Raw genomic sequence first — 27,000 nt, 5'->3', positions numbered from 1 at the left:
GTCATGGCGGACATCGGAGTCGAGCCGTACCGGGAGATCACCTTTGACGCGGACGGCGACGCCGATCCCGCCGAGCGCACGGCCCTGACCGGCGTGGACGCCACCGATCTGGTGCTGTTCGCGCACGGCTGGAACAACACCCCGGACACGGCCCGGGGCCTGTACCGGGCCTTCTTCGCACCGTTCCCCGCGCTGCTCTCGGGCACGTCGGGGGTACGGCTGGGGTACGGCGGGGTGACCTGGCCCTCGATCCGCTTCACGGACGAGACCATCCCGAACTTTCCGCACGCCACGCAGACCGACCCCGCACCAGGGCTCGACGAGAGGACCGTGGCCGCACTCAAAGGGTTCTTCCCCGGCCAGGACGCGGACGTCGACCGGATCGCCGCTCTGCTCGCCCAACGGCCGGACGCGCAGGAGGCGTTCGAGGAGTTCGGGCTGCTGAGCCGGCGGCTGGTGACGACCGGGGCGGGCAGAGCGGGGGCCATGGGTGACCTGGCGGCGGAGAACGGCCAGGGCGTCTCGGCCGCGATCCTCACCGACGACACGCTGACGCTGTGTCAGAGGTTCACCGCGGCCCTCGCGGACACCGGGATGCCCGTGGAGGCGGGGCCGCCGGGGCCCTCGTTCTCGATCGGTGGCTCCCTCAAGCACCTGTGGGACGGGGCGAAGGAGGTGTTGCGTCAGCTGACGTACTACGAGATGAAGCATCGGGCGGGCACAGTGGGCCAGCTCGGTCTCGGTCCCCTCATCGGCCAACTCTCCTTGTCCAGGCCGGACTTGCGCATTCATCTCGTGGGACACAGCCAGGGGGCCCGGCTGGTGGCCTTCGCCCTCAAGGGGCTGCCGCGCGGGGCGCGCAATGTGAAGTCGGTGACCTTGCTCGAAGGGGCCTTCTCCCATTACGCCTTCGCCGAGCGGCTGCCGGACGGTCTGCCGGGGGCGGGTGCGCTGAGCGACGCGCAGGACCGTGCCGACGGCCCGGTCGTGTCCTGCTACTCGCGCTCCGACACCGCACTGGGCGTCATCTACCCGCTGGCCTCCGCGCTGTCCGGGGACTACGCGAGCGAGCTGCCCGGCCTGGACCGGCGGTGGTGGGCGATCGGTCACGACGGTATCCAGGCCGTGACCCCCTGCACCACGCTCACGCTCGCCGAGGCGCTGCGCGACGGGGTGCCGGACTCGGGCTGTGTCAGTGTCGACGCGTCCTCGGTGGTGAAGGCGGGCGGGCCGCCGTCCGGGTCGCACAGCGACATCTGCCATCCGGAGCTCGCCCGGCTGGTGCTGGCCGCGGGCCGGATCGTGAGGATCTGACCCGCGGCCGCCCCGGCTAGCGGTGGCTGGGGAACTCGACGACCTGCTGGTAGGTCGGCCGGTTCTGCCAGTTGATCACCGACTGGGTGATGCCGCCCAGCGGGCGCTGGACGATGCTGTCGGCGCACCACTGGTCGCCCGCCGAACAGCCGGCGTCCCCGGGGTAGACCTGGGCCGGGGTCTTGGCGGCGGCCTGCTTGAGCGTGCCGAGCAGGCTGTCACGGCAGGCGGCCGGCTTGCCGTCGCCGCAGAAGGCGCGGCCCAGCGGGCCCTGCACGGGCTCGCCCAGGACCGTCCGCAGATCCTTGTCGACATAGCTCCACCAGCCGTACTGGAAGGCGGAGCCCGCGTGGGAGCCGGTCGGGCCGTGGCCCGCCGAGGGGGCCTCGTCGATGCCCAGGTTGGTGGTCAGGGCGTTGTAGAGCGGATCGCCGAGTCCGGGCCGGAACTCGGCCTCGACGAGCAGCGGCCACCAGGCGTCCATGAGGCGGACGGCGTCGGGGTGGGTGTAGGTGTGGGAGCCCTGAGAGGTCTCGCGGCGCTGGGTGCCGTCGGCCTTCCAGGCGTCCAACTGCTGGACGGCGGTGGCCAGTTGGGGGTCGGTCACGGGCGCGCTGTGCAGCACCTTGAGGAGTTCGGGCAGCACGTCCTCACCGCGCAGGTCGGTGACGGCGGCCTGGGCCATGGCCCGGGTCAGCGAGGAGCGGGTGACACCTCCCTGGGCGACCAGTGCCTTCACCCGGTCGTCGAGGAGGTTGGCCCGGTGCACGGAGCCGTCGCCGAAGCCGGCCGTGGAGTACTCCTTGGCCTGCTTGTTGTTCCAGGACACGTAGTAGTCCTGGCCGATCGACTGGGGGTGCTGGGCGGGCGGGGTGTAGCCGGCCGTGTTGGAGGTGGGGTCGAAGCCCTGCCATTCGTAGGCCTGCTCCGCCTTGACGGGAAGCGACGGGTCGACGTCGGGGTTGCGCACCGGGTTGAGGCCGCTGTTGTAGTAGGCGGCGGTGCGGGAGTCCGCGTAGAACCAGTTGAAGGTGTAGTCGACGGAGCGGGCCGCCTCCTGGAAGGACTGGGCGTCCTTGACGAAGGTGGGGTCGTTCATCATCTGGAAGCCGATGATCGAGTCCGCGTCGTGGCGGTAGGTGGAGCGCAGCGAGGTGTAGGCGACGGGCTTGCCGCCCACGGTGGCGCGGGCCGTGACGATGCCGTAGTTCGTGCGCCAGACCTGCATCCGGTAGGAGCCGGCCGCGGTGGTGTCGGCGACGGTCGGCTTCCAGGAGTTGGCCTTCTCCATCTTCTCCATGGGCGTGCAGGTGCCGCGGTAGAGGTAGTGGGTGGCGTCCTGGCACAGCTCCACCGCGTAGGTGTCGGTGATGTCCTGGCCCGCGGAGGTGGCCGACCAGGCGTAGTCCTGGCCGCGGCCGAGCTGGACGTACATGCCGACGCCGGCGAAGGAGGCGCCCCGGGCGCTGATGCCGGGTCCCTGGATCTCCTGGAGCATCAGCAACTGTGGCGCGAAGTAGCCGGTTTGGGGACCGAACACGGCCACGGGGTGGCCGCTCGCGGTGTGCGAGCCGGAGACCACGAGGGCGTTGGACATGCCGCGCGGCTTGCCGAGGTCGATGCCGGGCAGCACGCCGTTGTCGTACATGCCCTTCAGTGGCGCGAGCTTCGGCGGGGCCTTCACGTCCGCCTTGGCCTGGGTGTTGGCGGAGCCGGTGCGGTCGTAGACGAGCTGTTCGGGGACGACGGAGCCGGGGTCCGGCAGCGCGGTGCCCCGGGCGTTGGCGGGCTTGCCCGCGTACGGGAAGCTGGTGCCGTCGTGGACGGTGAGCACGGCCTCGGGGTCGTCGCGCTCGCGGAAGGACTCCCAGACCTTGGTGCCTTCGGCGACGCCGTACTTGGCCTGCGCGGCCTGGAGCGAGAGCGCGGCCTGCACCTCCCCGCCTCCGCCGCCGCCGAACAAGCCGCCCACGACGGAGGCGAGCGCGATCAGGTCGGTGAGCTTGAAGGGCTGGATCTCCCCCACGTTCGTTATGGAGTCGATCTTGCCGGTGAGGACGTACTCGCCGGGGAAGTAACGGCCGTCCTTGGACTGCTTGGCATAGGCGTTGATGCCGTCCACATAGGCCTGGGCGTCGGCCATGGCCTGTTCGCCGCGGGCGCCGTTGCCGGTGCGGATGCGGTCGACCTGCGCCTGGAGATCGGCCTCGGTGTACGGGGCCTGCGGCCAGAACTCCTGTTCAAGACCCTGGTTGGCGAGGGCGCCGCCCGCGAAGGAGGTGAGTTCGCCGCGTCCGATGTGCCGGAAGAGGTCCATGAGCCAGAGCCGGTCCTGGCCCGCCGCGTATCCGGCGCCGTACTCGGTGCCGTAGCGCGTGGTGCCCTTGATGTGCGGCACGCCCGTCGCCTTGTCCCGGGTGATGGTGACGTCGGGGCGGGGTGAACTGGTCGACTGTACCTGCCCGCTGGGCACCCCGAAGGAGGCGTCGTTGAAGAAGGCGTTGAGCTTGTCGTCGGTGAGCGAGGACTGGCCCGCGACCAGTGCGTCGTACTTGCCGAGCTCGTCGTCGCTGTGGGCGGGGTGGGTCCCGAACAGCTTGTTGCCGAGGATCTCGACGAGGGTGGCGTTGCCGTTGGCGCCCGGCGGCAGGATGTCGGAGCACTGCCCCTGACAGTGGTCCCCGTCGGCGGGCTCGGCGGCGCCGGCCGGGATCGCGGGTCCGAGCAGGGCGGCGGAGAGGGCGATGACGGTGGCGGCACAGGCGGCGGCTCTGCCGCGTCCGATGCCCTTGACCCGTCGAAGTCTGTTGGTGGTGGCGGCTGTTGTGAGCCGTGCGGTGCGTCGTCGCATGCGCGCTCCTAGTGGGGGCCGATGCGCCGGACGCTACTGGGGGGTACGCCGCGCCGTAAGGTGAACATGCGTCACCTTCTCCGAATCCCCACACGCCCGCCCGATCGGCTTCGCGTTCCGAAGGCGTACCACCGCACGCCGTATCCATGCCGCCTCCGTCGGTGCGCGTATCACCTTCGGACTGCGCGGTGTTGGGGGAGGTCGAGGAATACCGGTCGGGTCGTCGGGGCACAAGTGACCACGGCGAGCGGAGGTGTTGAAGGGATTCATGAGGCGTCCGACGGTGCGGATCACCTGGCGCGTTGCGAACCCTCCCGGGCCTCCCGCGACCTGGCACTTCGACCGTTCCAGCAGGTCGGCGGCGTGACCGTCGGGTATGGGCCACCTTCTGAGGAGTTCGTGAGAATCGGATTCCAACGGTTGGGACAGGGTAGGCGAATCCCCCGTAATGGACCTCATCGGAAATTCGATGGAGCCGGATCGTCTTCCGGTACGTCCATTCCTCGACGCCGAAGTACGAGCGACGGAGGTGGCAGGGCCATGGCTGGATTCCGCAGTCTGGCGAGACAGGTGCGCGACCCGAGGAACGATCTCGCGTTGCGGCGCTATTCGCTGCGCAAGTGTCTGGAGCGGTTCGCCCCCTACGGGCACCGGGCGACCTGGGACCATCTGTGCCGCAGGCACCGCATCGGGCCCGAGGACCGGGCCCCCGATCCGGCGCGGCTGGTGGCCGCGCTGGAGGAGTTGGAGGCGGCCAGGGCCGTCTGGCTCGCCTACGAAGTGGAGTTCGCGGCGCGCAGGAAGCGCGAGAAGCACGCCGGACTGCGGCGGCCGGGTTCCTTCGACGACTGGCACCGGCGCACCTGGGGCGGTTTCGGAGTGGCGTGGTGCGACGACCCCCGGACGCATCCCGTCGAACCGCTGGCCGTGGTGCTCGGCCGCATGATCGCGGCGCTGCGGGCCCAACCCGGCACGCTGTGCCCGGTGTGCCGGGAGAGTCGGCTGGTGTGGAGCCAGGACCTGTCCCACGAGCCGTGGTTCGGCCCGGTGTGCTCGGGCTGCGGGATCCTGGTGCCGCAGCCGGTACTGACCCCGGAGGCACTGTCCCGGGCCAAGGCGGCACGTCGCGGAGAACTGGCATCGGTGGCGTGAGCGGCGCGGGGGCGAGCCGACTCTCCCCCGCGGTGCCACCCGACCCCTCGCCTCCTGCGTCCTCTTCCTCCGTTCCCGATTCTTCCGTCCCCGATTCCTCCGTCCCCGGGGGATCACGATGATTCCCGTCGGCCCCTTCCGGCGTCGATGTCAGTGGGCTCTGGCACCCTCGAAGACATGATCCAGGTCTGTCTGAACGGCGCCCGCGGCGCGGCCGACGGCGCGATGGTGCCGTTGTCCCCGGCCGCCCTCGCGCGCTCCGCGGCCGATGCGGTGGCCGCCGGCGCCGCCGAGATCCACGTCCACCCCAAGACGCCCTGCGGCGACGACTCGCTCTCACCTGGTGTGGTGGGACCGGCGCTGGAGGCGATACGGGCCGTGGTGAGCGTGCCGGTGGGCGTCACCACCGGCGCCTGGGCCGAGCCCGATCCGGCGCGCCGTGTGGAGCGCGTCAAGTCCTGGACGGTGCTGCCCGACTACGCCTCGGTCAACTGGCACGAGGAGGGCGCCGAGGCGGTGGCGGCCGCGCTGCTCGACCGGGGGGTGGGCATCGAGGCGGGCATCTGGTCCGGCACCGACGCGGCCCGGCGCTTTCTCGCCTCCCCGCTCGGGCCGAGGGTGCTGCGTGTTCTGGCCGAGGTGACCGACCCCGCGCAGGGGGCCGCCGAGCCGACGGCCCGCGCCCTCCTCGCCGAGCTCGGCGCCGCGCACGGCAGGCCCGTGCTGCTGCACGGCGAGGACGACCACGCCTGGCCGGTGCTGCGTCTGGCGCTCGCGCTCGGCCTCGACACCCGCGTGGGCCTGGAGGACGTGCTGGTCCTGCCGGACGGTCAACGTGCCGCCTCCAACGCCCAGTTGGTGAGCGCGGCGCTGGGCCGCGCGTAGGTGTACCGGGCCCGCACGACACCCGGGGCCCAGCCGTTCCGCGCCCCGGCGTGCGCGACCGGCCGGAAGGTCAGGCCTTGCGTTCGGCGAGGAGGCGGGAGCCGGTCCTGCTGGTGCCGAAGACGTCGTCCGGATTGGACAGCACACAGGTGTCGAGGGACAGACAGCCGCAGCCGATGCAGTCCGAGAGATGGTCGCGCAACCGGCCCAACTGGCTTATCCGCCGGTCGAGTTCGGCACGCCAGTTCTCGGACAGGAGCGCCCAGTCCTCCTTGGTCGGGGTGCGCTCCTCGGGAAGCGCGGCCAGGGCGTCCCGGATCGTGGCCAGCGGAATGCCGACGCGCTGCGCGGCCCGGATGAAGGCGACGCGGCGCAGGGTGTCGCGGCCGTAGCGGCGCTGGTTGCCGGAGGTCCGGCGGCTGACGATCAGGCCCTTGGTCTCGTAGAAGTGCAGGGCGGACACGGCTGCGCCACTGCGCGCGGACAGCTGGCCGACCGTGAGCTCGTGGATCTTCTCTGGAATCTGCGGCACCCCTCGAACCCTACTGGCCGCCGGGCGGGCCCTCGGGGCCGCCCGGGACATCGTTGACAGGACCGGCGGTCCCGCCCATGCTGAGCTTGCTGAGCAAGCGCTTGTACAGGAGCGTGCGCAGGCGGTTTCCATGACGGTGAGAGCGTCGCGAGAGGCAGGGACCAAGGACATGGCAGAGCCGAGGATCTTCACGTCCGCCGAGGAGTTGAAGGCCGGGGTGGGCGAGCAGCTCGGGCACAGCGACTGGCTGGAGATCGACCAGAAGCGGATCGACCTGTTCGCCGACGCCACCGGCGACCACCAGTGGATCCACGTCGACCCGGCCCGGGCCGCGACCGGACCGTTCGGGACGACGATCGCGCACGGCTATCTCACCCTGTCGCTGCTGCCGACGCTGGTCCCGCAGGTCCTGCGCGTCGAAGGCATGAAGATGGGCATCAACTACGGCACGAACAAGGTCCGTTTCCCCTCCCCCGTGCCGGTCGGCTCGCGGCTGCGCGCCACCGCGGAGCTGACGGAGGTCGTGGAGGCGGGCGGCGGCGTCCAGGTCACCGCGAAGGTCACCGTCGAGCGCGAGGGCGGCGACAAGCCGGTGTGCGTGGCCGAGTCGGTCTCGCGCTACTTCTTCTGAGCGGCCCCGGATTTTTCCCGGCACCTCCCCGCCCGACGGGCCTGCCCGCCCGGCCGATGCCCCTGACCGCCGGGCCGGACCTCCCCGCCGACACCCGCCGGCCCCGCACGCCCCAAGTGCCCCCGGGCCGCCGCTACTTCTGGGCGCCCACCATGCGCAGTACGAGGTCGGCGTAGAGCGCGCCGACCTCGTCGGGCGTCCGGCGTCCCTCGGTGTTGAACCAGCGCGCCACGTCGATGCAGAGCGACAGCACGGCGAGGGTGGTGCCCGGCACGTCCGGGACGTCGAACTCGCCCGCGGCCACACCGTCGCCCAGGATGCGGCGCACCGCGGCGTCGCTCTGGCGTCGCAGTTCCACGATCTCGCCGCGGTGCTCGGCGCCGAGCGCGTCGAGCTCGTACTGGACCACGCGCGCCGTCATGTGGTGCCCCGCGTGCCAGCGGACGAAGGAGCGCACGGCGGCGGAGAGCCGCTCGGCGGCGCTGCCCTCCCCTTCGGCCGCGGACCGCAGGATCTCCAGGGCCTTGTCGTGGCCGATCCGGCTGATCCGGTGGAGCAGCTCTTCCTTGGTCTTGTAGTGGATGTAGAGCGCGGCCGGGCTCATGCCGGCCCGGCCCGCGATGTCGCGGGTGGTGGTGGCGTGGTACCCGCGCTCGGCGAAGGCCTCGACGGCGGCGACGAGCAGCCTCCTGGCGGCCTCGGGCGTGACCTCGCCCCACGGCTTCTCCTCGCCGCCGGCCGTCTCCTCGGTCACGTCAGCCGTACCCATCGCTCGCCCCTCTCGTCCGTCCGCGCTTCGTTCAGCAGGACGAACACCATACCCCGAGGGTGAGCAAGCGCTTAGAGCTTCTGGAACGGGTCGTGTTCGGCCAGGAGCTTCTCCAGGCGGGCCTGGTCGACCCGGCTGACGATCTGGCCGGCCTCCTGCCGGTCCCTGATCACCTTGGCCAGCGTGAAGGCGGAGGTGACGAGGTAGAGGACCGCCATGGCCAGGAAGGCGCGGACCCAGGCGTCCGCCTGGAGGCGGAGGATGCCGATCGCGGTGGCGACGAGCGCGATCGAGAAGGCGGCGACGGCCTGTCCGTAGTACGCCGCGGTGTTCTGCTGCTTGACCGGTGTCTCACTCATGACGGACAGCATGGAGCGGACGTGGCGTGCGCCACATCCGCTCCCGTACTCAGTACGTACTCAGATGACCCAGTGACCCTCAGAACGCCGAAATCCCGGTCTCCGCACGGCCGATGATGAGTTTCTGGATCTGGCTCGTGCCCTCGTACAGCGTCATCACCCGGGCGTCCCGCAGCAGCTTTCCGACCGGGTACTCGTCGATGTAGCCATATCCGCCGAAGACCTGGAGCGCGTTGTTGGCCGCGCGCACCGCGGCCTCGGAGGCGAACAGCTTGGCCTTGGAGGCGGCGGTCGCGAACTCCTCGCCGCGGTCGATGAGGTCGGCGACCCGCCAGGTGAGGAGCCGGGCGGCGTCCACGTCCACCGAGATGTCGCTGATCAGCTCCTGGACGAGCTGGTAGTGGGCGATCGGCTTGCCGAACTGCTCGCGTTCGCGCGCGTATCCGACGGCCGCGTCCAGGGCGGCCTGGGCGATGCCGACGCAGCCCGCCGCGACCGACATCCGCCCCTTGGCGAGCGCCGACATCGCGATCGAGAACCCCTTGCCCTCGGGGCCGAGCAGCGCGCCCGCCGGGACCCGTACGTCGTCGAGGACGAGCTCGGCGGTCGCCTGTCCGCGCAGTCCGAGCTTGCCGTGGATGGTGCGGCGGGTGAGGCCGGGGGTGTCGGTGGGGACCAGGAAGGCGGACACACCGCGGTGGCCCGGGGTGTCGTTGGTGCGGGCGAAGAGCAGCACCACATCGGCCCAGGTGCCGTTGGTGATGAACATCTTGGCGCCGTTGATCACATACGCGTCGCCGTCGCGGACCGCCTTCGTGGTGAGGTTGCCCGCGTCGGAACCGGTGCCCGGCTCGGTGAGGCCGAAGCAGCCGATGGCGTCGCCCGAGGTCAGTCGCGGCAGCCAGGCCCGCTTCTGCTCCTCATCGCCCCAGGACGCGATCGTCTTGGTGACCAGGCCGAGCGAGACGGAGACGATGCCGCGGACCGAGGAGTCGCCCCGGCCGAGTTCCTCGGTGACCAGGCAGTACGCGAGGTGGTCACCGCCCGAGCCGCCGTACTCCTCGTCGATGGTGAGCCCGAGGAAGCCGAGCGCGCCCAGCTTCTTCACGATCGATTTGTCGACGTTCTCGGAGCGGTCCCACTCGACGACGTGCGGGGTGATCTCGCGCGCGACGAACTCCTCGGCCAGCCGCCGGGCCGCCGTCTGTTCCTCGCTCAGCTCCAGGTTCATGGTGACTGCACCCCAGTTTTAATTACCACTGCTAGTTTTTGGTTGGCAGGCCCTACTATGTGCCGCATGGCCCGACCGCGCAAGCCCCTCCTGAGCACCGACCGCATCGTCGCGGCGGCGAGCGCGCTGGTGGACGCGGAGGGCCTGGCCGCCGTGTCGACCCGGCGCTTGGCCGCCGAGCTCGGGGTCAGCGGGCCCTCCCTCTACAACCACTTCCGCACCAAGGACGAGATCCTGGAAGCGGTCGCGGACGCCACCTCCGCCCAGGTCGACCTGTCGATGTTCGAGGCGGACGACGACCGCGACTGGCGTACCGCCCTGCACGACTGGGCGCTCGCCTACCGCTCCGTCCTGACCCGCCACCCCCACATCGTTCCGGTCCTGGCCCAGGGTCCCGGCCGGCGCCCGGCGGGCCTGCGGCTCGCGGACGCGGTGTTCGGCTCGATGGTCGCCGCGGGCTGGCCCCCGCCCAGGCGACCCGGATCGGCGCGCTGATGCGGTACTTCGTGATGGGGTCGGCGCTCGGCTCCTTCGCCCGCGGTTTCGTGGACGACGAGGCGGCCTACGATCCGGCGGACTATCCCCATCTCGGCCAGGCGCACCTCCTGGCCGAACGGCAGCAGGAGATCGACGAGGGCGCCTTCGAGACGGGGCTGCGGGCCCTGCTCGACGGGCTCTCCCTCCAGTACGAGGCGCTCGCCCGGTAGTCGGCCCGAACCGCCCCTCGCGCCCGGGCGCCCGGGGTGGCCGGGCCCGCCGAAAATTCGGCCGGATCCAGACCCCGCTGCGCTTACTGTCCTCGCATGACCCTGACGAACTTCTCGCCCGAGCGCCGTTCCGCTCGGCTCGCCCTGGCCGCGGTGGCGGTCTCCGTCGTGCTGTGGGCCTCGGCCTTCGTGTCGATCCGCAGCGCGGGCGCGGCCTACTCCCCCGGCGCCCTGGCCCTTGGACGGCTCCTCGCCGGGACGCTCGTGCTCGGTCTCCTGCTGCTCATACGCCGTGAAGGGCTGCCGCCGCGCGCCGCCTGGCCCGGCATCGTGGCGTCCGGAGTGCTGTGGTTCGCCTGCTACACGGTCGCCCTGCTGAACTGGGGCGAGCAGCAGGTCGACGCCGGTACCGCCGCGATGATCGTGAACATCGGCCCCATCCTCATGGCCCTGCTCGCCTCGCGCTTCCTCGGCGAGGCACTGCCGCCGCGGCTGATCGCCGGCATGGCCGTCTCCTTCGCGGGCGCGATCGCCGTGGGGCTCTCCATGTCGGGCGAGGGGCACGCCTCGGTGCTCGGGGTGGTGCTGTGCCTGGTCGCGGCGGCCACCTACGCGGCCGGAGTCGTCCTGCAAAAGCCCGCGCTGCGGCACGGCAGCCCGCTCCAAGTGACCTTCTTCGCCTGCCTGGTGGGGGCCCTGACCTGTCTGCCGTTCAGCGGGCAGCTGGTCTCGGACGCCTCGCACGCGCCGGCTTCGGCGACCCTCAACATGGTCTACCTCGGCGTCTTTCCGACCGCCCTCGCCTTCACCACCTGGGCGTACGCCCTTGCGCGCACCTCGGCCAGCCGGATGGGCGCGACGACCTATGTGGTGCCCGCCCTGGTCGTGCTGATGTCCTGGGCGGTGCTCGACGAGGTGCCGGCCGCGCTCACGCTGGTGGGCGGCGCGATCTGCCTCGCGGGTGTGGCGGTCTCCCGCTCCCGGCCCGCCGCACGCGAGGGCGGCGGTGTCGCCGCGACGGGCGTGCCCGCCCCCACCGCCGAGCCCGGAGCGGTCCCGCCCGCGCCCGACGGCTCGGCGGAGCGGGTCGACTGAGGACCGGCCGGGTCCCTCAGAACACCATGAGCTCCCGGCCGGGTCCCTCAAGACACCACCGGGACCCGGCCGGGTCCCTCAGAACACCACCAGCGCCCGGCCGCCCTTGCCCGCGAGCATGGTGTCGAAGGCGGCCGGGATGCCGTCGAGGGTGATCCGCTCGGACACCATCGAGGTGAGGTCGAGGCGGCCGGAGCGGATGTGGTCGGCCAGGACCGGAAGGTCGGCCGCGGGGTCGCAGTTGCCGTACACACAGCCCGCGAGGGTGCGGCCCCAGTGGAAGATCTCCAGGGCGTTGAAGGTGACCTGCTGGTCCTTGCCCCCGATGCCGACGACGGTGGTTCGGCCGCCGCGCCGGGTCGACTCCCAGGCGGTGCGGATGGTGACCGCGCGGCCCACGCACTCGACGGCCACATCGGTGCCGTGGCCGCCGGTGAGCCGGCGGATGTCCTTGGCCGTGGTCTCGGAGGCGACCACGTAGTCCGTCGCGCCGGCCCGGCGGGCCAGCTCCTCCTTCTCGGGGGAGACGTCGACGGCGATGATCTGCCCGGCGCCCGCGATCCGGGCGGCCTGAAGGGTGGCGAGGCCCACGCCGCCCGCGCCGAACACCGCCACGGTCTCCCCCGCGCGCACCCTCGCCGAGTGGTGGATCGCCCCGTACCCGGTGAGGACCGCGCAGCCGAGCAGCGCGGCCTCGGTGAGCGGTATCCCCTCGGGCAGCGGGATCAGGCAGTTCTCGGCGACGACGGTCTCCTCGGCGAACGCGGCCACGTTCAGGCCCGGGTGCAGCTCGGCGCCGTCCGCCGTGCGGGCGTACACGGACGCCGCGCCGTTCAGGGCGTTGACGCAGAGCCACACCTCGCCGAGCGAACACGGGTGACAACTCCCGCAGGACGGGGCCCAGTTGAGGACGACCTCGGCCCCCGGGGCGACCGAGGTGACGCCCTCGCCGACGGCGACGACGGTGCCCGCGCCCTCGTGCCCGAGGACGGCCGGGACCGGGACCCGCATGGTGCCGTTGGTGAGGGAGAGGTCGGAGTGGCAGACCCCGGCGGCGGCCAGGCGGACCCGCACCTGGCCGGGGCCCGGCTCGGGCAGGTCGATGTCGGTGATCTCCAGCGGAGAGCCGACGGCGGGCAGTACGGCGGCGCGAACCATGGCGTGCGTGACTCCTGAACGGTGGGAAGGGCTGAAGGGGCTCAGAACTGGAGCGACTTGGTCTGGAGGTACTCGGTCAGACCGTGGACGCCGAGTTCGCGGCCCACCCCCGACTGCTTGTAACCGCCGAACGGAGCGAGCGGGTTGAAGCGTCCGCCGTTGATGTCGACCTGGCCGGTGTCCATGCGGCGCGCGAAGGCCACCGCCTCCGCTTCGTCGCCCGCCCAGACGGCGCCGGCCAGGCCGTACACGGTGCCGTTGGCGATCCGCAGGGCGTCGTCCTCGTCCTCGTACCGGATGAGCGAGACGACCGGGCCGAAGATCTCCTCCTGGGCGATGGTCATCTCGGGGGTGACGTCCGCGAAGACGGTCGGCGCGACGTAGTAGCCCCGCTCCAGGGGTGCCTCGGAGCCGCCCGCCACGATGCGCGCGCCCTCCTCGACGCCCTTGTCGATGTACCCGCGCACGCGCGTCAGCTGCTTGGCGTTGACCAGTGGGCCGACGCGGTCGCCGACGGTGTACTTGGCCGCGGCGGCCGAGGCGAGCTCGACGGCCTCGTCGTACTGGTCGGCGTGGACCAGCATCCGCGTCCAGGCGCTGCACGTCTGGCCGGAGTTGCCCATGACGTTGGCAACGCCCACGTTCACGGCCTTGGCCAGGTCGGCGGAGGGCAGGATCACATTGGCGGACTTGCCGCCGAGCTCCAGGGCGACCCGCTTGACGGCGGCCCCGGCGGTGGCGCCGATCTGCCGTCCGACGGCGGTCGAGCCGGTGAAGGAGACCAGGTCGACCCCGTCGTGCTCGGCGAGTGCCTGGCCCGCGACCGGGCCGAGACCGGTGACGAGGTTGAACACCCCGGCGGGCAGGCCGATGTCGTGCACGGCCTCGGCGAAGAGCTGCGCGGTCAGGGGCGTGTCCTCGGCGGGCTTGAGGACGACCGTGCACCCCGCCGCGAGGGCGGGCGCCACCTTGTTGACGATCTGGTGCAGCGGATAGTTCCAGGGCGTGATCGCGCCGACGACGCCGACCGGCTCCAGATGGACGGTGGAGTTCCCGATCTTCTCCTCGAAGGCGTAGGAGGCGGCGAGGTCGGCGTAGGAACCGGCGACCGCGATCGGCAGTCCCGTCTGTACGGCCTGTGCGAACGGGAGCGGGGCGCCCAGTTCGGCGCTGATGGTCGCGGCTATCTCGTCCTTGCGGGCAAGCAGCCCGTCCCGCAGCGCCGCGAGCTTGGCGGCGCGCTCGGCGGGCGGGGTCGCGGCCCAGGCCGGCAGGGCGGCGCGGGCGGCCCGCACCGCGGCGTCGACGTCCTCGGCCGTGCCGGCCGGGACGTGGTCGATGAGCTGCTCGTCGACCGGGTTGAGCACGGCGATGGTGTCGCGGCCCGCGGCGGCCCGCCATTCACCGTCGATGTACATGCCGTCGTGGGCCTTCATCACATTCCTCCCGAGCTGCGCAGGCATCGTCCGCCGATCAAACTAGCGCCGTTAGTTTTTGGGCGCCAGGGGTGGCCGGCGGGACCGGCTCAGATGATGCCGAAAAGAATGCCCGCCCCCAGCACCACCATCGAGGTCAGGGCCGCCCATTTCACCGTGAACCGGGTGTGGTCGCCGAACTCCACCTTGGCCATGCCGACCAGCACGTACACCGCCGGGACCAGCGGGCTCGACATGTGCAGGGCCTGGCCGACGAGCGAGGCGCGGGCGATCTCCAGGGAGGACACCCCGTGCGCGGCGCCGGCCTCGGCGAGCACCGGCACCACACCGAAGTAGAAGCCGTCGTTCGACATGAAGTAGGTCAGAGGGATGCTGAGCACCCCGGTGACCAGGCCCATCTGCGAGCCCATGCTGTCCGGCACCACCCCGACCAGCCAGTCCGCCATGTGCTTGACCATGCCGGTGCCGTTGAGGACACCCGTGAAGACGGCGGCCGCGAAGACCATCCCGGAGACGTTGACGACGTTGTCGGCGTGGGCGGCGATGCGGGCCTTCTGGGCCGGGATGTGCGGGAAGTTGACGGTCAGGGCGAGGGCCGCGCCGATGAGGAAGAGGACCGGGATCGGCAGCCACTCCATGATCATGGAGGTGAGCAGCGCGACGGTGAGCAGCGCGTTGAACCAGTACAGCTTGGGCCGCAGGGTCTCGCGTGCGGAGTCGAGCCCCTGGAAGTCGTCGCCGTCCAACGGGCCGGTACCGGCGTCACCCACCGGGCGGTGGGGGGACGCGTCGGACCCCGAGGTGCCCACGAGCACGGCTTCGGTGCGGGGCTCCAGAACCGTCTCGATGGACTCGATGGAAAGGTGGCCCACCCGCTTGCGTTCGCGGATGCCGAGGACGTACGAGAGGACGAGCACGGCGACCAGGCCGACCGCGAGGGCCGGGATCATCGGCACGAAGATGTCGGAGGCGTCCAGCTTGAGGGCGGTGGCGGCGCGGGCGGTGGGGCCGCCCCAAGGGAGCGTGTTCATCACGCCGTTGGCCATCGCGGCGACGCCCGTCATCACCACCAGGCTCATGCCGAGCCGCTTGTACAGGGGGTACATCGCGGACACGGTGATCATGAAGGTGGTGGAGCCGTCGCCGTCGAGCGAGACGATCGCGGCGAGCAGCGCCGTGCCGACGACCACCCGCATCGGGTCGGCCTTGCAGAAGCGCAGGATGCCCCGCACGATCGGGTCGAAGAGGCCCACGTTGATCATCAGGCCGAAGTAGATGATCGCGAACATGAGCATCGCGGCGGTCGGCGCCAGCGAGCCGACGCCTTTGATGACGTAGTCGCCGAGATGGGCTCCCTTGCCGACGAAGACGCAGAAGAGAGCGGGGATCAGAACCAGCGCCGCGATCGGCGACATCTTCTTCAGCATGATCAGGACCAGGAAGGTCGCGATCATGCCGAAGCCGAGGATGGTCAGCATGGAGGACACCTAACGTTCACCCTTGAACTCCCACCAGGGGCTGGCGGTGCGGATGACGTTAGGTCGCCGTTTCGATCCTTAACAAGATGTTGACACCTGAGCAATACGAGCAAAAGTCCAGGTCACGCCAGGGGTGTGAGCTCGACGGGGAAGCCGTTGAGCACGGCGGTGCCCGACAGCGGGTCGAGCCGTGAGCCGTCCAGGAGCTGGTTGACGTTGACGCCGGGGCGTTCGGCGGCGACCGCCAGCCTGCTGCCGGGCCTGCTGTGGCCCCAGCCGTGCGGCAGGCTGACCACACCCCGGCGCACACTGTCGGTGATCTCCACCGGCGCCGTGACCGCTCCGCCGTCCGCCGTGACCCGTACGTCGGCGCCGTCGACGAGACCCAGCCGGGCCGCGTCCTCGGGGTGGATCTGGAGCGTGCACCGGTTGGAACCGCCGCTCAGGGCGGGGATGTTGTGCAGCCAGCTGTTGTTGGAGCGCAGATGGCGCCGGCCCACCAGGACCAGGGAGGCGGCCGGCTGGTCGAGTGCGGCGCGCAGTCGGGGCAGGTCGGCGGCGATGGGCGCGGGGAGCAGTTCGATGCGGCCGCTGCGGGTCCTGAGCACCTGTGCGAGGCGTGGTTTCAGCGGCCCGAGGTCGATGCCGTGGGGGTGGGCGAGCACGCGCTCCAGGGTGAGGCCGTCCGGGTCGGCGCCGAAGCCGTCGCCGTAGGGGCCGAGCCGGAGCATCAGGTCCAGGCGCCGCTCGGGGCCGCTCGCGCCGGTGAGTTCGGCGGCGAGGGCCGCCGCGTCCCGGCCGTGCACGGGTGAGTGCGGGTCGGCGACGGCCTGGGAAAGGGTGCGCTCGACGACCATCGCGTCCACGGCGTCGGGGGCGGCGCCGTGCAGGCCGCTCACCGCGAGCACGAGGCGGGCGTGGATCTCGCACTCGTCCATCCGGCCGTCGGCGAGCGGCACGGCGGGCCGGGTGTAGCGGACCTGGTCGCGGACGGCGAAGCCGTTGAAGGCGAAGTCGAAGTGGGCGCTCTGGGAGGGCGGCGGCGGGGGCAGCACGACATCGGCGTGCAGCGAGGTCTCGTTGAGGTAGGGGTCGACGCTGACCATGAAGTCGAGCCCGGCCAGCGCCCGGTCGAGGCGGTCTCCGTCGGGCGCGGACAGGACGGGGTTGGCCGCACTGGTGATGAGCGCCCGGATCCGCCCCTCGCCCGGTGTCTCGATCTCCTCGGCGAGGGCGGCGAGCGGCAGTTCGGACTTCACCTCGGGGTGGCCGGAGACCCGGCTGTGCCAGCGCCCGAGCGCGAAGCCCTTGCCGGGGCCGGCGGGCCTGGGCGTCCGGTCGGTGGCGGAGAGCGGGAAGAGGGCGCCGCCCGGCCGGTCGAGGTTGCCGGTGAGGATGTTAAGGACGTCGATGAGCCAGTTGGCCAGGGTGCCGTGCTCGACGGTGCTGCTGCCGATCCGTCCGTACACCGCCGCGGTGGGCGCGGCGGCGAGTTCGCGGGCGAGGGCGCGGATGGTGTCGGGGTCCATGTCGCACCGGGGGCCGACCCTCTCGGGCGTGAACTCCTTTACGGCGTCCGCCACTTGGGCCAGTCCTTCGAGGTGTGGCTCGGTCTCGCCCGGGGCGGTGAGCTTCTCCTCGAAGAGGACCTGGGCGATCGAGGCGAGGAGCAGCGCGTCGGTGCCGGGCCGGATCGCGATGTGCCGGTCGGCGAGTTTCGCGGTGCGGGTGCGGCGCGGGTCGACGACGGTGAGGGTGCCGCCGCGTCGGCGCAGGGCGCGCAGTTTTCCGGGGAAGTCGGGGGCGGTGCACAGGCTGCCGTTGGACTCCAGCGGGTTGGCGCCGAGCAGCAGCAGATGGCTGGTGCGGTCGAGGTCGGGCACGGGGATGGCGAACGGGTCGCCGAACAGGAGCCCGCTGGAGACGTGCTTGGGCATCTGGTCCAGGGTGCTCGCGGTGAAGAGGTTGCGGGTGCGCAGCGCCTGGAGGAGGGCGGGCGGGTAGAGGGCGCCGGCCATGGTGTGGACGTTGGGGTTGCCGAGGACCACCCCGACCGCGTTCGGCCCGTGCTCTTCGACGATCGGGCGCATCCGGGCCGCGATCAGGTCGAAGGCCTCGGCCCAGCCGGCCTCGCGCAGGACCCCGTCGCGCCGCACCAGCGGCCCGGTCAGCCGGTCGGGGTCGGCGTCCAGCTCTCCGAAGGCGGCGCCCTTGGGGCAGATGAAGCCCTGGCTGAACACGTCGTCCGCGTCCCCCCGGGCGCCGGTCACCCGGGTGCCCTCGATGGTGAGGCTCAGCCCGCAGGTGGCTTCGCAGAGCGGGCAGATACGCAGGGCGGTGCGGGACATTCGTCCTCCCAGGGCGACGGCGCGCGGGCCCTTGGAGCATACCGACCGGTAGGCATGTGCGGGAGGTCCCGGCCGGGGTCAGTCCAGGGTGCGGGCGAGATAGGCGTGCAGCAGTTGCCGGGTCTCGGCCACGATGCCCGGGTCGCCCTGGGGATCCGTACGGAAGGCGAGGCGCAGGGTGGCGTCGGCCGCCTCCACGGCGACCAGGATGACCCGGCGCAGCTCCGCGTCCAGGGTGCGGCCGAACTGGGCGGGGAGGAGTTCGGCGAGCCGGGCGGCCAGGAGGTGGTTGGCGTCGGCGTCCGGGTCGGGCACCGGCTGGGGGCCGCCGAAGTCGACCAGGTTGAACCCGGGAACCGTCTGCTTCAGCACGAGGTACTCGTCCAGGACCGCATCGACCGCGCCCCGCCAGTCGGCCGCTTCGATGGTGGCGAGGCGGGCGTTGATCATGCCGGCGTAGCGGTCGAGGTTGCGGGCGGCGAGCGCCTCGGCCATGGCGCGCTTGTTGCCGAAGAAGCGGTAGACCGAGCCGATCGGCACGCCCGCGCGTTGGGCCACGGCCCGGGTGGAGAGGTCCTCGTAGCCGGTCTCGTCGAGGAGTTCGGCACAGGCGTCGAGTATCCGGGAGAGCCGCTCGGCGCTGCGTCGCTGCACGGGCGCCCGGCGGAGGTTGGCGTGAAGATCAGGAGCAGGAGGCACCCGCCCATCATCCCCCGAGCGGCCGGTTTTCCCGTTGACGCGACCGCATCGTAATCCTACGGTTGAGCATAGGATTTCGGCACGGGAGCAGGAGAGCGCACGATGACGACACCCAGCGGCGACCAGGCGCGAAAGATCGTGGAGGGCCTCGGTCACTCCCGGGGATTCGGCAATGAGCACAGCTCGGAGGCGGTCCCCGGCGCTCTGCCGCACGGCCGCAACGCGCCGCAGCGCGCCCCGCTCGGTCTGTACGCGGAACAGCTCAGCGGTTCCGCCTTCACCGAGCCCCGCGCGAGCAACCGCCGCTCCTGGCTGTATCGAATCCGGCCATCGGCCGCCCACCCGCCGTTCACCCGGACCGACAACGGCCGGATCCGTACGGCGCCCTTCACCGAGACCGTGCCCGACCCCAACCGGCTGCGCTGGAACCCGCTGCCGGAGCCCCCGGCGGGCACCGACTGGCTGGCCGGACTGTGGACGCTGGGCGGCAACGGCGACGCGACCCAGCGCACCGGCATGGCCGTGCACCTCTACCACGCCAACTCCTCGATGGATACGAGGGTGTTCAGCGACGCGGACGGCGAGCTGTTGATCGTTCCCGAGCGCGGCGGGCTGCTCCTTCGCACCGAGCTCGGGCTGCTCGCCGCCCGCCCCGGCGAGGTCGCCCTGATCCCGCGGGGGGTGCGCTTCCGGGTCGAGCTGCTCGACGAGAGCGCCCGCGGCTACGTCTGCGAGAACTACGGCCACCCCTTCGAGCTGCCGGAACTCGGCCCGATCGGCGCCAACGGCCTCGCCAACGCGCGGGACTTCCGAGCCCCGCTGGCCGCGTACGAGGACACGGAGGGCCCGGTCGAGGTGGTCAACAAGTTCTGCGGCAACCTCTGGAGCGCCGTCTACGACCACTCGCCGCTCGACGTCGTCGCCTGGCACGGCACCCACACCCCGTACGTCTACGACCTGCGCACCTTCAATGTGATCGGCAGCATCAGCTACGACCACCCCGATCCGTCGATCTTCACGGTGCTCACCTCGCCGTCCGACACCCCGGGTCTGGCCGGCGTCGACTTCGTGGTGTTCGCGCCGCGCTGGCTGGTCGGCGAGGACACCTTCCGCCCGCCGTACTTCCACCGCAACGTGATGAGCGAGTACATGGGCCTGATCGACGGCGCCTACGACGCCAAAGCGGAGGGCTTCGTGCCCGGCGGCGGCTCGCTGCACAACATGATGTCGGCGCACGGCCCCGACCGGGAGACCTTCGACCGGGCGAGCGCCGCCGAGCTGAAGCCGCAGAAGATCGACGACGGCCTGGCCTTCATGTTCGAGACGCGCTGGCCGGTCACCGCCACCGAGCAGGCGGCGACGGCCGACCATCTCCAGCGCGGTTACGACGACGTGTGGCAGGGTCTCCAGCGCCACTTCCGCTCCTGAGCACCACCTGATACGGAATCCCTGTGACCTCCTCCTTCGCACCCGACTCCCTGCTCCTGAACCGGAAGCTGCCGCTCTGGTACCAGGTCTCCCAGTCGCTGCGCGCCTCGATACTGGGCCGCTCCCCCGACGCCTCGCTGCGGCTGCCCACCGAGGAGCAGCTCGCGGCGCACTACGGGGTGAGCGTCCTGACGATGCGTCAGGCCCTCAAGGAGCTGGAGGAGGAGGGCCTGATCAGCCGGCACCGGCGGCGCGGCACGTTCATCGAGCCGGCCGCCCGGCGCGCGTCCCCGGTCCGGCTGCTCGGCTCGATCGACGCGATCGTGGCCCAGCAGTCGGGCGAGCGCACCACGATCCTGGACCACGGCCCGGAGCCGGTCCCCGGCGACCTCGCCGAGTACTTCCCGGGCTGCGCCGAGGTCGTGGCCTATCGGCGGCTGCGCTGCGAGGAGGAGAGCGGGGAGCCCACCAACTGGGCGTACAACGCGGTGCGTCCGGAGGTGGCGGCCGCGATCGACCTCGCGGATCTGGGCCGCTGGCCGATGACGAAGGTGCTGCGGGACGCGGTGGGGGTGGACATCGCGCGCATCACGGACACCGTGGAGGCCCGGCTCGCCGATCCGGTCACCGCCGAGCTGCTCCAGGTCCCCCTGCTCTCGCCGATCCTGCACTACACGGGCGTCACCTACGACCAGGACGGCCGGGTCGTCGACGTGGCCCGCATCCACTACCGGGGTGACCGCTTCTCGTTCTCGGTCACGGTCGAGGCCCGCTGACGCGTACGCGCCGACCGCCCCCACGCGGCCCGGACCGGGCGTCGAGACCCCGACCCCGACCCGCCGGGCACCCCCTAGCATGCTGGCTGTGAGCGATGACGTGCCCCTCCTCGACGACCTGATGCCCTGGTCGGTGGCCCCGCTGCGGCTGGGGCGCGACTGGGTGATGGCGCCGGACGAGCGGACCCTGCGGTCCCGCTGGGACCTGCTCCTGCGCTCCGAACCGGCCGAGCGGGAGCGCCTGTTCGGCCCGAGCCGCTCCCGTACGCTGCGCTCGATGGTCGCCGCCCTGCCCGGCCGGAGCGCGGGCACCGGGCCGCTCGCCCAGGAGCGGGGGGTCTGTCCGGATCCGGTCCGCGTCCAGCACGGCGCCTTCGACGAGCAGTGGCTGATACCGGACCAGCGTCTGATCGACGCCGCCCGGCCGGAGCTGTGGCGGGTGGCCGACGCCCATCAGCTCTTCGCGGTCGAGCAGGCCCCGGGGGCCAGGGCGGGCGGTCCCGCGCTGACCGTCTCCGCGCTGCTGCCCGACGGGCACTGCCCCACCGGGCGCCCCGGCCGCATCCGTCCGCTCCACCGCCGGCCCGGCGGCCTCGAACCCAACCTCGCGCCGGGCCTGCTCGCCTTCCTCACCACCGCCTACGAGAGCGAGGTCACCGCGCACGACGTGCTCGCCTGGGCCGTGGCGGCCACACGGCCGAGCGCCGCCGGGTGCCTGGTGCCGCTGCCCGAGGACCCTCAACTCTGGTCCACAGGTGTGGAGTTGGGGCATCGCATGAGTGCGCTGATGACGCGGGGGGCGCACGGCGGTGACAAGCCACGACTGCCCGGCGGGCGGCGGCCCTACGTCCGGGCGGCGCTCCCGGCCCGCCCCGTGGAGCTGCGCTACGACCCCGCGGAGGAGACGCTGCACGTGGGCGACGGCGGTCGTATCTCGCCGGTTCCGTCCGAGGCCTGGGAGTTCCAGATGGGCGGGGCGCGGGTGCTGGAGTCGTGGTTCCAGCAGCGCACCAGACCCGCCGAGGCGGGCACGCTGGCCGCGGTCGGCCCGGCGCGGTGGCCCCAGGAGTGGACGTCCGACCTGCTGGAACTGATCACCGTACTGGCGCTGCTCGCCGAACTGCGGCCGTGCCAGGCCGAGTTGGCCTCGGGATCCTCGCTGACACGGGAGCGGCTCACGGCCGCCGGAGTGCTGCCCGCCCCTGCCGGGGCGCGCCGCCCGGCCTCGGTGTTCGACCACCACGAGGAGGGCCCGGGCGGCCAGTTCGCCCTGGTGTGAGCGGGACGGGCGGGACGGGCGCGCTCAGCCCTCGTACTCGGTCAGGTCGATGGTGTGGATGTGCTGCGGGGTCTTGTGCACCGGGTGCCGCACCTCGCTGGCGAGGTCCATGCCGAGCTTGCGCGAGATGTTCTCGGAGGCGGTGTTGCTCAGGTGGGTGATGCTGATGACGCCGTCCAGGCCCCGGTCCTGGAGGGCGAACTCCAAGGTGGCGTGGGCGGCTTCGGAGGCGTAGCCCTGGCCCCAGAACGGGCGGCCCAGGCGCCAGCTGATCTGTACGTCGGGCACGCCGGCGGGCTGGAACTCGGGCACGGACAGACCGGCGAAGCCGATCAGTTCACCGGAGGCGAGCAGTTCGACGGCGAAGAGGCCGAAGCCCTCCTCGTCCCACTCCTCCTCCCAGTTCTCGATGTCCTCGGCGGTCTGCTCCAGGTCGCGGACCGAGCCGTCGCCGATCCAGCGCATGACCTCCGGGTCGGCGTTGATGTCCGCCATCGGGACGAGGTCGTCGTCGGTCCAGCGGCGCAGCAGGAGGCGGGGGGTGCGGATCTCGGTCATGGGGCCATCCTGCACGGACCCGGCCCGAGCCGGAAATCCGCCGCCCGCGCCCCCGCTAGTCACCGAAGGCGTCGAGTGTCCTGGTCAGGGCCCGGACGAAGACCGCGTCGAGGTCGATGGGGCCCGAGTCCTCGGCGAAGGCGGCGGCCAGGCGGGGATAGCGGCCGGTGGCGACCTGGCCGAAGAGGTAGGCGATCCGTACGGCCTGTTCCTGCTCCGGTGTCCAGGGCAGGGAGCGGGTCCGTTCGGCGGTGGCGATCTCGTTGGCGACATACGTGGTGACGACGCCGTTCACGGAGGCGATGAGCTCCATCTTGGTGCCGTACGGCGTCTGAAGCGGGTCCAGACAGGTCATGCAGTGCTCCAGGTACCGCAGGGCATTGGGGCTGAAGCCGTACACGGGTGACATCAGACGCGGCAGCCAGGGATGGCGGTGCATCAGGGCGCGGGTCTGGTGGGCGAGGCCGAGCATGTCGGCCCGCCAGTCGCCGGTCGGCTCGCTCAGCTCGTACTCGGCGCTGACCGCGTCCACCATCAGCTCGTACAGGTCCTCCTTGCGCGGGACGTAGTTGTAGAGCGACATGGTTCCGCAGCCGAGTTCGGTGGCGACGCGGCGCATGGAGACGGCGTCGAGGCCGTCCGCGTCGGCGATCCGTACGGCGGCGGCCGCGATGTCGGCACGGCTGAATGCGGGCCTGGGGCCCCGTCCGGCGCGCTCGGGGCGCGCCCAGATCACTTCTGGTTCAGCAGGTCGCCCCGCCATGAATCATCACCTCGCCCTCCATCGTAGTTACGTACACCGTACGTAGTGCGCTATGGTGGGCCGCATGACAACTACGTACGCTGTACTTAGTGAAGGTCTGGAGAAGCGCTTCGGCGAGGTGCGGGCGCTGCGCGGCCTCGATCTCGCCGTCCCGGAGGGCACCGTCTGCGGGGTGCTCGGGCCCAATGGCGCGGGCAAGACGACCGCCGTCCGCCTGCTGACGACGCTGCTCGCGCCGGACGCGGGCTCCGCCCGGGTGGCCGGGTACGACGTGGTGCGCGAGCAGGACGCGGTGCGCCGGCACATCGGGGTGACCGGCCAGTCGACCTCCGTCGACGTCGAGCTCACCGGGCGGCAGAACCTCCGGCTCTTCGCCAAGCTGCACGGCGTGCGCGGCGCGGCGGGCCGCGGGCGCGCCGATGAACTCCTCGACCAGTTCGGCCTGTTGGACGCGGCCGACCGGGCGGCGGGCACGTACTCCGGGGGCATGCGGCGGCGCCTCGACCTCGCCGCGAGCCTGCTCACCCGCCCCCGGGTGCTCTTCCTCGACGAGCCCACCACCGGGCTCGACCCGGCCAGCCGCAACCAGATCTGGGCCGCCGTGCGCGCCCTGACCGCCGAGGGCACCACAGTGCTGCTCACCACCCAGTACCTGGAGGAGGCCGACCGGCTCGCCGACCACATCGTGCTGATCGACGAGGGCCGGGCCGCCGTGACCGGCACCCCCGCCGAACTGAAGGCCCGGATCGGGGCCTACGCCGAGATCGTGGTGGCGAGCGAGGCCGCCCTGCCCCAAGCCGCCGCCGTCCTGGACCAGTTGACGGGAGCCGAGCCCCAGCTCGATGCCCTGAGGCGGACGGTGGGAGCCGTCTCCATGGACCCGACGCTCACCCTGCCCCGCATCGTGCGCGAACTGGACGCGGCCGGGGTCCCGATCCTCGACGCGGGCCTGCGCCCGCCCACCCTCGACGAGGTGTTCCTGCGCCTCACCGACTCCGCCAACTCCCGCAAGGAGCTTGTGACATGAGTTCGCTCGCCTACGACAGCACGGCCCTGCTCGGCCGCCAGCTCCAGCGCATCAAGCACGCGCCGGGGGTGCTGATCCTCACCCAGACCATGCCGATCACGATGCTGCTGTTCTTCGGCTACGTCTTCGGCAGCGCGCTCGCGGTACCGGGCGAGCAGTACCGCGCCTATCTGGTGCCCGGCCTGGTGGTGGCGACGGCGGCCAACGGCCTGATGACCGGGATGTTCCAAGCCGCGCAGGACTCGCACCGCGGGGTGATGGACCGGCTGCGCACCCTGCCGATGAGCCGGGCCGCGGTGCCGGTCGGCCAGAGCGCGGCCGACCTGCTGACCACCGCGCTCGGCATGATTCCGCTGATGCTGGTGGGACTCGCGGTGGGCTGGCGGATCGAGCGGGGGATTGCGGGCGCGCTCGGCGCCTTCGGGCTGGTGATGCTGCTCCGCCTCGCGACGACCTGGGCGGGCTCGTTCCTCGGGCTGCTCACCCGCAGCGAGGAGGCCGCGGGCCAGCTCGGCTCGGCGACCTTCATCCTGCCGCTCCTGTCGAACGCGTACATCCCCACCGACCGGCTCCCCGGCTGGCTGCGCACCATCGCCGAGTGGAACCCGATCAGCGCGGTCGCCTCGGCCGTCCGCGACCTCTGCGGCAACGCCTCGCCCGCCGCTGACGCCGCCTGGCCCGTCGCCCACCCGGTGGCGGGCTCGCTCGCCTGGTGCGCCGTGCTGCTGGTGGTCTTCGTGCCGCTCTCGGTACGCCGCTACGCGCGCTCGGGCCGCTGAACAGCGCCAAGAAGTGACAAGGGCACCCCGCACGCGATAGGTACGGCTATGAGCACTCAGCCGCTGCCTCTCGAAGGCATCACCGTCGTCGCCGTCGAACAGGCCGTCGCCGCACCGTTCGCGACCCGTCAGCTCGCCGATCTGGGGGCCCGCGTCCTCAAGGTGGAGCGCCCCGACGGCGGCGACTTCGCGCGTGGCTACGACACCGCGGCCCGCGGCCTCGCCTCGCACTTCGTGTGGTGCAACCGGGGCAAGGAGTCGGTCGCGCTGGACCTGAAGGACCCGCGCGGCCTGGACATCGCGCACCGCCTGATCGCGGACGCCGACGTGTTTGTGCAGAACCTGGCGCAGGGCGCCGCGGCCCGGCTCGGCCTGGACGCGGCGTCGCTGTGTGCGGCGCACCCGCGGCTCGTGGCCGTCGACATATCGGGGTACGGGGCCGAGGGGCCGTACGCGCACAAGCGGGCCTACGACATGCTGGTGCAGTGCGAGGCGGGTCTGGTGTCGGTCACCGGGACCCCCGAGCAGCCCGTCAAGGCGGGGATCCCGGCCGCCGACATCGCGGCCGCCATGTACGCCTTCTCGGGCGTGCTCGCGGCCCTGGTGCGGCGCGGCACGACGGGGCGCGGCGGCCCGGTGGAGATCTCGATGCTGGAGGCGCTCACGGAGTGGCTCGGGCATCCCCTGCACCATGCGATGCACGGGGGCACCGAACCGGCGCGCACCGGTGTCGCGCACGCCGTCATCGCCCCCTACGACGCCTATGCCACGGCGGACGGCGGTCAGGTGCTGCTCTCGGTGCAGAACGACAGGGAGTGGCGCCGCCTCGCCGAACTCGTCCTGGCGCGGCCGGAGTTGGCGCACGACGCGGCCTTCGCCACCAATGCGGCACGGGTCGCGCACCGGGCCGGCACGGACGAGGCGGTGGCGAAAGTGCTGGCCGGACTCACGGCCGCCGAAGCGGTCGGCCGTCTCGAGTCGGCGGGCATCGCCTGCGCCCGCCTGAACACGGTCGACGACGTCGCCGCTCATCCGCAACTGGCGGCACGGGACCGCTGGCGGGAGGTGGAGTCACCGGTCGGAAAGCTGCGGGCGCTGCTGCCGCCCATCAATCTGGGCGGCAGTCAGGAGGCACGGATGGGTGCGGTGCCCGCGCTCGGCGAACACACCGGCACAACGCTGCGGGCCCTGGGAATGACGGACGAGCAGGTGGCAGAGTTGCGCCGGGACGGCGTGATCGCCTGAGCGGGGTACGCGTGGAGTCGGGAGTGGATTCAGCCGCGGCTGCCGAAGAGCGAGCGGCGCAGGCGCCGCAGCGGCGCGAAGAGCGAGACGCGAGCGCTCTTGCTCCTGCGGGTGTGCGCGACGTCACGCGAGGTCAGCTCCCGCATCAGCAACGTGGCCTCGGCCGCCTCGCGGTGCGGGACGGCGGGGCCGCCGAGCACCGAGAGATGGCGGTCGAGCCGCGAGCTGGTCGCGCTGCTCCCGCAGGTGATGGCAGGCACTCGCGCCCTGCTGCGCACTGTTATCTGTTCCATGTCACTCCCCACCCGTACGAGGGCACCCGGGCCCGGGCAGGTTAACCCTATCGCCCCGACATCACACTCGTGTATCCCGCCGGCGGGATTCACCTCACAGCGGCCAGGTTGACGACTACGCTCCGAATACAACTGATTCCAGGGCGAGTTGGACAGATCCCTGACGTCGCGTCACGCAGCGTCGCGACCTGTGTTCGCACGTGAGGC

24 protein-coding genes and 1 pseudogene are annotated in these 27,000 nt (G+C 71.8%); 12 read left to right on the top strand and 13 right to left on the bottom strand.

The window, feature by feature from the left end; genetic code table 11:
* The first annotated feature begins 3 nt into the window (after window positions 1-3).
* Complete coding sequence (locus DWB77_RS29870; protein WP_174248648.1) at window positions 4-1,314, top strand: serine-threonine protein kinase; 1,311 nt, start codon at window positions 4-6, stop codon at window positions 1,312-1,314.
* 16 nt (window positions 1,315-1,330) lie between these two features.
* Here DWB77_RS29870 and DWB77_RS29865 read toward each other — a convergent pair whose 3' ends face one another.
* The gene (locus DWB77_RS29865) at window positions 1,331-4,165 is read right to left on the bottom strand and encodes a penicillin acylase family protein (RefSeq protein WP_120724844.1); all 2,835 of its coding nucleotides are present in this window, start codon (window positions 4,163-4,165) and stop codon (window positions 1,331-1,333) included.
* Window positions 4,166-4,705: 540 nt separating this feature from the next.
* Here DWB77_RS29865 and DWB77_RS29860 point away from each other — a divergent pair.
* Both DWB77_RS29860 and DWB77_RS29855 read left to right on the top strand, forming a co-directional pair.
* The gene (locus tag DWB77_RS29860; protein ID WP_120724842.1) at window positions 4,706-5,317 is read left to right on the top strand and encodes a hypothetical protein; all 612 of its coding nucleotides are present in this window, start codon (window positions 4,706-4,708) and stop codon (window positions 5,315-5,317) included.
* Window positions 5,318-5,494: 177 nt separating this feature from the next.
* Complete coding sequence (locus tag DWB77_RS29855; RefSeq protein WP_120728414.1) at window positions 5,495-6,202, top strand: 3-keto-5-aminohexanoate cleavage protein; 708 nt, start codon at window positions 5,495-5,497, stop codon at window positions 6,200-6,202.
* 70 nt (window positions 6,203-6,272) lie between these two features.
* Here the strand turns inward: DWB77_RS29855 and soxR are convergent, their stop codons facing one another.
* Entirely contained in the window at window positions 6,273-6,734 is a 462-nt protein-coding gene (gene soxR / locus DWB77_RS29850) for a redox-sensitive transcriptional activator SoxR (RefSeq protein WP_120724840.1), read from the bottom strand.
* A 169-nt stretch (window positions 6,735-6,903) separates the two neighbouring features.
* Between soxR and DWB77_RS29845 the strand changes: the two genes are divergently transcribed.
* Window positions 6,904-7,365: a MaoC family dehydratase gene (locus DWB77_RS29845; RefSeq protein ID WP_120724838.1), complete on the top strand. Its 462-nt coding sequence runs from the start codon at window positions 6,904-6,906 to the stop codon at window positions 7,363-7,365.
* A 133-nt stretch (window positions 7,366-7,498) separates the two neighbouring features.
* On the opposite strand, the gene DWB77_RS29840 is transcribed toward DWB77_RS29845, so the two are convergent.
* The 3 genes from DWB77_RS29840 to DWB77_RS29830 form a co-directional block, all read right to left on the bottom strand.
* Complete coding sequence (locus tag DWB77_RS29840) at window positions 7,499-8,134, bottom strand: TetR/AcrR family transcriptional regulator (protein WP_120724836.1); 636 nt, start codon at window positions 8,132-8,134, stop codon at window positions 7,499-7,501.
* Between the two features lie 71 nt (window positions 8,135-8,205).
* Window positions 8,206-8,493 carry a YiaA/YiaB family inner membrane protein gene (locus DWB77_RS29835; RefSeq protein WP_120728412.1) on the bottom strand — a complete coding sequence of 96 codons (288 nt, stop codon included), beginning with the start codon at window positions 8,491-8,493 and terminating at the stop codon, window positions 8,206-8,208.
* 79 nt (window positions 8,494-8,572) lie between these two features.
* The gene (locus DWB77_RS29830) at window positions 8,573-9,724 is read right to left on the bottom strand and encodes an acyl-CoA dehydrogenase family protein (RefSeq protein ID WP_120724834.1); all 1,152 of its coding nucleotides are present in this window, start codon (window positions 9,722-9,724) and stop codon (window positions 8,573-8,575) included.
* Window positions 9,725-9,790: 66 nt separating this feature from the next.
* Here DWB77_RS29830 and DWB77_RS29825 point away from each other — a divergent pair.
* Both DWB77_RS29825 and DWB77_RS29820 read left to right on the top strand, forming a co-directional pair.
* Window positions 9,791-10,431 (top strand): annotated as a pseudogene (locus DWB77_RS29825) (TetR/AcrR family transcriptional regulator).
* Window positions 10,432-10,527: 96 nt separating this feature from the next.
* Window positions 10,528-11,526 carry a DMT family transporter gene (locus DWB77_RS29820; RefSeq protein WP_120724832.1) on the top strand — a complete coding sequence of 333 codons (999 nt, stop codon included), beginning with the start codon at window positions 10,528-10,530 and terminating at the stop codon, window positions 11,524-11,526.
* A 78-nt stretch (window positions 11,527-11,604) separates the two neighbouring features.
* Here DWB77_RS29820 and DWB77_RS29815 read toward each other — a convergent pair whose 3' ends face one another.
* The 5 genes from DWB77_RS29815 to DWB77_RS29795 all read right to left on the bottom strand — a co-directional run bounded on the left by DWB77_RS29815 (window position 11,605) and on the right by DWB77_RS29795 (window position 18,645).
* Entirely contained in the window at window positions 11,605-12,684 is a 1,080-nt protein-coding gene (locus DWB77_RS29815; protein ID WP_120724831.1) for a Zn-dependent alcohol dehydrogenase, read from the bottom strand.
* 41 nt (window positions 12,685-12,725) lie between these two features.
* Window positions 12,726-14,120, bottom strand: a complete 1,395-nt coding sequence (locus DWB77_RS29810) for an aldehyde dehydrogenase family protein (RefSeq protein ID WP_120724829.1) — start codon at window positions 14,118-14,120, stop codon at window positions 12,726-12,728.
* Between the two features lie 89 nt (window positions 14,121-14,209).
* The gene (locus tag DWB77_RS29805) at window positions 14,210-15,598 is read right to left on the bottom strand and encodes a CitMHS family transporter (RefSeq protein WP_120724827.1); all 1,389 of its coding nucleotides are present in this window, start codon (window positions 15,596-15,598) and stop codon (window positions 14,210-14,212) included.
* Window positions 15,599-15,720: 122 nt separating this feature from the next.
* Window positions 15,721-17,946, bottom strand: a complete 2,226-nt coding sequence (locus DWB77_RS29800; RefSeq protein ID WP_120724825.1) for a molybdopterin oxidoreductase family protein — start codon at window positions 17,944-17,946, stop codon at window positions 15,721-15,723.
* A gap of 78 nt (window positions 17,947-18,024) precedes the next feature.
* Window positions 18,025-18,645 (bottom strand): TetR/AcrR family transcriptional regulator, encoded by a 621-nt coding sequence (locus DWB77_RS29795; RefSeq protein WP_120724823.1) that lies wholly within the window; start codon window positions 18,643-18,645, stop codon window positions 18,025-18,027.
* A 102-nt stretch (window positions 18,646-18,747) separates the two neighbouring features.
* On the opposite strand from DWB77_RS29795, the gene hmgA reads away from it, so the two are divergent.
* The 3 genes from hmgA (at window position 18,748) to DWB77_RS29780 (ending at window position 22,128) form a co-directional block, all read left to right on the top strand.
* Window positions 18,748-20,073 (top strand): homogentisate 1,2-dioxygenase, encoded by a 1,326-nt coding sequence (gene hmgA, locus DWB77_RS29790; RefSeq protein ID WP_120724821.1) that lies wholly within the window; start codon window positions 18,748-18,750, stop codon window positions 20,071-20,073.
* 23 nt (window positions 20,074-20,096) lie between these two features.
* Window positions 20,097-20,849, top strand: coding sequence for a GntR family transcriptional regulator (locus DWB77_RS29785; RefSeq protein WP_120724819.1), 753 nt, complete (start codon window positions 20,097-20,099; stop codon window positions 20,847-20,849).
* A 79-nt stretch (window positions 20,850-20,928) separates the two neighbouring features.
* Entirely contained in the window at window positions 20,929-22,128 is a 1,200-nt protein-coding gene (locus tag DWB77_RS29780; RefSeq protein ID WP_120724817.1) for a type ISP restriction/modification enzyme, read from the top strand.
* A gap of 24 nt (window positions 22,129-22,152) precedes the next feature.
* Here the strand turns inward: DWB77_RS29780 and DWB77_RS29775 are convergent, their stop codons facing one another.
* Window positions 22,153-22,686 (bottom strand): GNAT family N-acetyltransferase, encoded by a 534-nt coding sequence (locus tag DWB77_RS29775; RefSeq protein ID WP_120724815.1) that lies wholly within the window; start codon window positions 22,684-22,686, stop codon window positions 22,153-22,155.
* Between the two features lie 55 nt (window positions 22,687-22,741).
* Window positions 22,742-23,449, bottom strand: coding sequence for a TetR/AcrR family transcriptional regulator (locus DWB77_RS29770; RefSeq protein WP_120724813.1), 708 nt, complete (start codon window positions 23,447-23,449; stop codon window positions 22,742-22,744).
* A 64-nt stretch (window positions 23,450-23,513) separates the two neighbouring features.
* Here DWB77_RS29770 and DWB77_RS29765 point away from each other — a divergent pair, with 64 nt between their 5' ends.
* From DWB77_RS29765 to DWB77_RS29755, 3 genes are read left to right on the top strand one after another with little or no spacing between them, the layout of a single operon-like run.
* A complete protein-coding gene (locus DWB77_RS29765; RefSeq protein WP_120724811.1) occupies window positions 23,514-24,476 on the top strand; it encodes an ATP-binding cassette domain-containing protein in 963 nt (320 codons plus the stop codon).
* Window positions 24,473-25,255 carry an ABC transporter permease gene (locus tag DWB77_RS29760; protein WP_120724809.1) on the top strand — a complete coding sequence of 261 codons (783 nt, stop codon included), beginning with the start codon at window positions 24,473-24,475 and terminating at the stop codon, window positions 25,253-25,255. Before DWB77_RS29765 ends, DWB77_RS29760 begins: the two co-directional genes overlap by 4 nt.
* Window positions 25,256-25,303: 48 nt before the next feature.
* Window positions 25,304-26,500 (top strand): CaiB/BaiF CoA transferase family protein, encoded by a 1,197-nt coding sequence (locus DWB77_RS29755; protein WP_120724807.1) that lies wholly within the window; start codon window positions 25,304-25,306, stop codon window positions 26,498-26,500.
* Between the two features lie 29 nt (window positions 26,501-26,529).
* On the opposite strand, the gene DWB77_RS29750 is transcribed toward DWB77_RS29755, so the two are convergent.
* Window positions 26,530-26,793: a hypothetical protein gene (locus tag DWB77_RS29750; RefSeq protein ID WP_120724805.1), complete on the bottom strand. Its 264-nt coding sequence runs from the start codon at window positions 26,791-26,793 to the stop codon at window positions 26,530-26,532.
* Between the last annotated feature and the right edge of the window lie 207 nt (window positions 26,794-27,000).

It is taken from the genome of Streptomyces hundungensis, assembly GCF_003627815.1.
Lineage (GTDB): Bacteria > Actinomycetota > Actinomycetes > Streptomycetales > Streptomycetaceae > Streptomyces > Streptomyces hundungensis_A.
Note: the sequence above shows the minus strand (reverse complement) of the source record. Positions and strands in the feature narration are given on the sequence as shown.